The organism is Oceanobacillus luteolus (assembly GCF_023715655.1).
In the GTDB taxonomy this organism is placed as follows: Bacteria; Bacillota; Bacilli; order Bacillales; family Amphibacillaceae; genus Oceanobacillus; species Oceanobacillus luteolus.
This window is the reverse complement of record NZ_JAMBON010000041.1, coordinates 21,329-27,328: the sequence shown is the minus strand read 5'-3', so window position 1 is coordinate 27,328 and position 6,000 is coordinate 21,329. Positions and strand designations below refer to the sequence as shown.

8 protein-coding genes and 1 rRNA gene are annotated in these 6,000 nt (G+C 36.9%); 3 read left to right on the top strand and 6 right to left on the bottom strand.

Going from position 1 to position 6,000, the window contains the following annotated elements; all coding sequences use genetic code 11:
- Nucleotides 1-348, bottom strand: a 16S ribosomal RNA gene (locus tag M3210_RS16865); the annotation flags it as partial.
- 754 nt (nucleotides 349-1,102) lie between these two features.
- Between M3210_RS16865 and M3210_RS16860 the strand changes: the two genes are divergently transcribed.
- Nucleotides 1,103-1,618 carry a YbaK/EbsC family protein gene (locus tag M3210_RS16860; RefSeq protein ID WP_251516837.1) on the top strand — a complete coding sequence of 172 codons (516 nt, stop codon included), beginning with the start codon at nucleotides 1,103-1,105 and terminating at the stop codon, nucleotides 1,616-1,618.
- A 54-nt stretch (nucleotides 1,619-1,672) separates the two neighbouring features.
- Here M3210_RS16860 and M3210_RS16855 read toward each other — a convergent pair whose 3' ends face one another.
- Nucleotides 1,673-1,912 carry a hypothetical protein gene (locus M3210_RS16855; protein WP_251516839.1) on the bottom strand — a complete coding sequence of 80 codons (240 nt, stop codon included), beginning with the start codon at nucleotides 1,910-1,912 and terminating at the stop codon, nucleotides 1,673-1,675.
- Between the two features lie 139 nt (nucleotides 1,913-2,051).
- Between M3210_RS16855 and M3210_RS16850 the strand changes: the two genes are divergently transcribed.
- Nucleotides 2,052-2,540, top strand: a complete 489-nt coding sequence (locus M3210_RS16850; protein ID WP_251516836.1) for a pyridoxamine 5'-phosphate oxidase family protein — start codon at nucleotides 2,052-2,054, stop codon at nucleotides 2,538-2,540.
- 186 nt (nucleotides 2,541-2,726) lie between these two features.
- Here the strand turns inward: M3210_RS16850 and M3210_RS16845 are convergent, their stop codons facing one another.
- From M3210_RS16845 to pcp, 3 genes are all read right to left on the bottom strand, one after another.
- Nucleotides 2,727-3,047, bottom strand: coding sequence for an HIT domain-containing protein (locus tag M3210_RS16845; RefSeq protein ID WP_251516835.1), 321 nt, complete (start codon nucleotides 3,045-3,047; stop codon nucleotides 2,727-2,729).
- Nucleotides 3,048-3,208: 161 nt separating this feature from the next.
- On the bottom strand, nucleotides 3,209-3,592 hold the full coding sequence (locus M3210_RS16840; protein ID WP_349774378.1) for an HIT family protein: 384 nt from the start codon (nucleotides 3,590-3,592) through the stop codon (nucleotides 3,209-3,211).
- 97 nt (nucleotides 3,593-3,689) lie between these two features.
- A complete protein-coding gene (pcp, locus tag M3210_RS16835) occupies nucleotides 3,690-4,337 on the bottom strand; it encodes a pyroglutamyl-peptidase I (protein WP_251516834.1) in 648 nt (215 codons plus the stop codon).
- 238 nt (nucleotides 4,338-4,575) lie between these two features.
- Between pcp and M3210_RS16830 the strand changes: the two genes are divergently transcribed.
- Nucleotides 4,576-4,737: a hypothetical protein gene (locus M3210_RS16830; RefSeq protein ID WP_251516833.1), complete on the top strand. Its 162-nt coding sequence runs from the start codon at nucleotides 4,576-4,578 to the stop codon at nucleotides 4,735-4,737.
- A 158-nt stretch (nucleotides 4,738-4,895) separates the two neighbouring features.
- On the opposite strand, the gene M3210_RS16825 is transcribed toward M3210_RS16830, so the two are convergent.
- The gene (locus M3210_RS16825; RefSeq protein ID WP_251516832.1) at nucleotides 4,896-5,810 is read right to left on the bottom strand and encodes a class I SAM-dependent methyltransferase; all 915 of its coding nucleotides are present in this window, start codon (nucleotides 5,808-5,810) and stop codon (nucleotides 4,896-4,898) included.
- Nucleotides 5,811-6,000 lie beyond the last annotated feature (190 nt).

The following is a 6,000-nucleotide window of genomic DNA, read 5'->3' as shown; positions in this document are numbered from 1 at the left end:
TCTCAGTCCCAGTGTGGCCGATCACCCTCTCAGGTCGGCTACGCATCGTCGCCTTGGTAGGCCATTACCCCACCAACTAGCTAATGCGCCGCGGGCCCATCTGTAAGTGACAGCAAAACCGTCTTTCATCTCCACACCAGGAGGTGTGGAGCATTATCCGGTATTAGCTCACGTTTCCGCAAGTTATCCCGATCTTACAGGCAGGTTGCCCACGTGTTACTCACCCGTCCGCCGCTCGTTCCACAGACGTCACTCCCGAAGGAGATCAGTCTGCTTCCCGCGCTCGACTTGCATGTATTAGGCACGCCGCCAGCGTTCGTCCTGAGCCAAGATCAAACTCTCCATAAAAGTGTTTGAAAAAACTTAGCTGTTACTTAATAAGAAAACGGGGTTTTCTTATTAAGTTTATGCTTGGCCACTCACGTGACCTCGCTTGACATACTGGTTGTTTTGTTCAGTTTTCAAAGAGCAAATGTTTTTGTCGACCTCGTCGCGAGGCAACTTTTACATTTTATCAAAATTCGTTTATCAAGTCAACAACTTTTTCATTGTTTTTTCTTGAATGTTTTCGCCTGTTAAAAGCGACAAGAAATAATATACCACACTATCAAACTAGAAGTCAACAACTTTTTTTATTTATTTTCTTCCGTTTCCGTGGTGGACTATTAATATATCATGATTTACTAACTTGTGCAATACTACACTTCACTCCAATTGTTTCCAATTAAATAGCACAACCTCGCGCTTATCACTAATCAATCAATAGATATCACTAATCTTCATTCATAAAAGCAGAGTAGATATTAAACGTTATTAAATACGATATGAAACTCTACTATATATAAGTAAGGTTATCTTCCTTATCACATTATTACTTAGATTTGTTCCTAAGCCATCCATATACTTTTTACTATAATAGTAGATTTATATATTTTACTGCTTACACCATCTACATCGTTCAACCAATTATATAATCCAGCTCCTTCATAATCTTATATAGTTAAGTCACCTAAGTACGTACAAAAGCCAAGTCTGTGGCAACACATATGAAAACATGATAAGATTTCTCATAAATACAAAAATTTAAAAAGGATGGAGATTCATGTCGCTGGAAAGTGTAAAACAACATTTTAAGAAATGGAACAGAGAAAACGATATTATGGAATTTACTACTTCAAGTGCTACAGTTCAAGAAGCAGCGGACACGATTGGTGTGAAACCAGCACAAATTGCAAAAACTTTGTCTTTCCGAGGTGCGGAGGGACAAGCGATGCTTGTTGTTGCTGCTGGAGACGCTAAAATTGATAATAAGAAATTCCGCCATACGTTTCAGTTTAAAGCAAGAATGTTATCAGCTGATGAGGTTATTGAACAAACCGGTCATCCGATTGGCGGAGTTTGTCCATTTGGTTTAGCAAATGAATTGGATGTGTATCTCGATATCTCCCTGAAACGTTTTAATAAGGTTTTCCCTGCATGTGGCAGCACAAATTCAGCAATTGAACTTACCTGTGGGGAGTTAGAAGAATATTCTTTTGCCAAGCAGTGGGTGGATGTTTGTAAAGATTGGGAATCAAACTCCACGGAAACTCCTGATTTAGAGAGTGTTAAATCTTAAGTTATTTTATTACAGGGTACCAGTCACTGGTACCCTGTTTCTTTTACCCGCTAACTAGACTTCTTGTATGAAAGTCACTTCATTACGATCGCAATTTTTACAATACATTAAATGAGGACAAGTTTGCTCCTCTATTGTATGCATATATCCATCTCCCATTTTCACGGTATCCACATCATTATAATGTCCGTATGGATCTAAGTAATCGGATACCTTTCCCATATCTTCTAACTGTGCATTACACGTAGAGCAATTCATTTCCAACTCTCTAAATGCATTACATATCGGACACATTGCCACGGGGATCACTCCTTCTTGCTTTGTATTAGTATCCATCATCTTAATTAGAACTATGTAATGGAAATAAAGTGAGGCGGTTAAAAATTTCCAATCGAGGGTAGTATACTTCTATAAACAAGCATGAGGTGATATTATGTCAAACAACATTAAACAAGAAGAATTGGAAACACTTAGGGAGCTAATCAAAGACGTAGATACTGCTATGCTTACCACAGTAACGGAAGATGGTCTCATTTCCAGACCAATGAAAACACAGGAAGTAGAATTTGATGGTGATTTATGGTTCTTCACGAAGAAGGAAACGGATAAATATCGAGAGATCTTGCATGAGCAAGAAGTGAATGTTGCGTATGTAGGAAAATCATACGTTTCCGTGCGTGGAACAGCCGAAATTGTGGAGGACGTTGAGAAGAAAAAGGAATTATGGAGTAAAGCATACGAGAAAGTAATGCAAACTTCTTATGATGACCCTAACTTGATCTTAATTAAGGTAAAAGCTGAAGCAGCAGAATATTGGGAAACCGGCAATCTCACGAAAAAGATCGCCTTTTTCTATAAACGCATGACAGGAAAAAATACCGAATCAGCAGATATTAATGAAACGATTGAATTGGATAAGTAAACCAGAATTGAAAATGGATTGACATGCTTCTGAGTCAATCCATTTTTTCGTTACTTATGACGCTACTTAAACAATGAACAATTCTTCTCAACCAACCTGGATAATTTCTTGCATATAATGGAGATAATTTCTTGCATATAATGGATATCACTGGAATCGAAAGCAATTCGATTCATCTCATTTCAGCTAGTCACCAGAAACAATATGCCAATGAAGATGTTTGGAGTCCTGATACTCCCCTAAATTTGTAATCACTCTGCAAGCTCCGTGTTCTTCTGTAACCATTGTCGCAACCTTTTTAATTACCCCTAACAGCTCGATCAACAGTTCATTATCACTTTCCTCCAATGCAATTAAAGAAGGGATATGTTTCTTTGGTATAGCAACAATATGAACTGGCCAATACGGTCTTGTATGATAATACGCTAATACATTTTCTGTTTCTAACACTTTATTCACTTCGGTCTTCCCACTTAATACTTCATCACAATAAAAATCCTCAGTCATGAAATACCTCCACATTATATCTTCTATTAAAATAATTAATACTCATTACTTACTGGACAATCACTTATTTAACTCCTTAGTCAAAAAGTCAATTGCAGTCATTACTTCTTGAAGATTTTCATCCGTATTCATTTTCTGTCGAGCATGCAGAAGAACTGGTCTCACCGATTCAACTGAGCGGCAAATTCGTACATCCAATCATATCGCGGAACCATCCAAATATGAAAGTGATGAGTAGTATCTTCATTATAAAAATAGTAAACGAACTCAATTCCTAAAACATCTCTTTGAGCCTTCCTTATCTTTGTCAGAGCCTGGATAAAATCTATCTTTTCATATTCAGTTAATTCATCGAAACATTTAACATGGCGTTTAGAAGCTAAAATTATTAGCCCCCTTACAGGATAGGCAACGTCTTGATGAGCGTGAAAATACTCTGTCTCAAGCACAACGCCCCCTTCTGCTTCTGCTAAACCACTTGTTATTGCACAGCTTAAACAATCAACTTCAACTGATTTTCCATTAGATAAAGTAATTTTTCTCACAGACTCCCCCTCACTCCACTCTCAAGCTAATACAGTAACTTCTACAAAAAAAGCACTTCTCCTGCTTGAGAAGTGCATCTTTTACTTAAATGAAAAATTAGTGCGTCTCCCCACCAATTGTCTTCAAATCTTCTTTTCCATCATATGCAATAATCGCCTTTATTGTAGCGATCACACCTTTCACCATATCATTCAAACTCATCGATGCTGTGCCCGGACGCTCAGTCACTTGTTCCGGCAGAAAGGGAATATGGATAAACCCAGCCTTTACATTTGGATATTCTGAATGAGTTAAATACAAGGTTTGGTACATGATATGATTGCAGACGAAAGTACCCGCTGAATTAGATATAGATGCAGGAACACCCGCTTCCTTCATAGCTTTTACCATGGCTTTTAACGGTAATTGGGAAAAATATGCATTTTCGCCATCTGGTTGAATCTGCATGTCAATTGGCTGATTTCCTTCATTATCCGGAATACGTGCATCATCAAGATTGATAGCTACACGTTCGGGAGTCAATCTATAACGTCCACCCGCTTGGCCTATACTCAATACATAATTTGGGTTTTCTTTACGGATTGCCTCTTTCATCACTCCCGCACTTTTCCCGAAAACAGTCGGAATTTCTAACTTGATGATAGATGCACCTTCAATTCCATCAGGCAATTTTTTCACTACTTCGAGTGCGGGGTTTTTCGTCTCTCCACCAAATGGATCAAAACCTGTAACTAAAATTTTCATTCCCTCAACTCCCTATTCTTAAATGCTGTAGTCGTGAAGCATTGTTCAATATCCATCTATAGTTGTTAATAGTGTATCAGATGGGAATGGATAGTCACCATTAATAAATCATTAGGACTAAATTTCATATTTAATCTTATTTTGTTATAATGCGGCATAGACGACCTGGAAAAAGGAGATTATTGTAATAAAAAAAATAGTCATTGATGGTTTCGAACTGACTGAGGAATATAAAAATATGCTTTTAAAAGAACTAAAAGATGAAAGAGTTAAAACAGCGGACGACCTCGAAAGGTACTTTAAAGACCATTGGTATACGAAGGACAATTCTAGAAAGTGTCATTTGCTTGTAGCTAGACATCCGAAGAAGAGGAACTTTGCAATTCCGTTTGAAGGGTAATATATTAGACGCTAGTTCAGTCAACTAAATAGTCAATCACCTTAGCTTGTTCCAATATGCGTACCATCTAATATAAGTTTTAAAAGCAAACTTAAATCATCCCCGCTCTGAAATTATTCAGTAACGGGGATGTTTCATCTTTTTCACTATATCTATCCCTATTTCTTTACAGCATGAATAAAGTGAATCGTCTCAAAGGCAGATAAATAATCAGTCCTGCTTTTAAAAAATCGCTCATCGATATCATTTGGTGATAGATGTTCATAAATAAGCAACTCAAATTTTTCTAGCATATGTTCCATTTCTTGATAAGTGTAATTCGATTTCATTGGTTCTCCACTTGCTGCAGCCATTTTAACCATATTTTCAACTCTGTTAAACTCTCCCTTTTCCGTGAAGAGATTCTGGTCTGCGAAATCAAAAACAATCGAACTACCAGATGGAACATTAGCGAATATACTATTAATCAAATTTGCAGTTTCCTCTTTAGTCAAATAATAAGACACACCTAATAGACTATAGAATGTCTTTTTGTAATCGAACCCCTTATCTACTAAAGACTGGTCAGAAAACCTAGATGTAAAATCGCTGGAAACAAAACGTAGATTATTTGGTATCTCAAAGTTAGCATCTTCTATCTTTTTCTTTTTAAATGCCTGTGTAGTTGGATGATCGACTTCAAATACCTTTAATTTATTCATTAACTCTGGGTACCGAAAACAGAACGTATCTAAGCCAGCACCAAGAATAACGTACTGTTCAACTCCTAAATCCATTTCATTCAGTAATACTTTTTCACAAAAAGCAGACCGCGCCAAAGAAATTGGGGACAGCTGGACTTGTGTTATCCATTTCAAAATCTTACTTGGATCATCTTGAAATTTCTTCCCAATATCTCCGTTAAAAAAGTGGATCCCGTGAATCATATTACTACTGATAGCCTCAAACTCTTCTTCGGAAATTAACTTGTTTGCCATAAAATCATCAAAAACTTTCGGTGAATCATATTTACTATGATATACACGACTAAATGCAGTTACTAAGGAAGTCAAACTGGACTCATTTTGTTTCATACCATTTTCCTCCCATATAAAAAATAAGATTCCCCCGGCCAGGAGAATCTTATTATACACATAATTATATTAACTGTAAATTATAGCATAAATAAATAATTTTGTCAAGTTTTAGCCTCTATGCAGTTAAATAGAGTTTTCAAAAAACACATGACCTGTGCGGAGGTTGGACTCTCATCATCTAACCTAA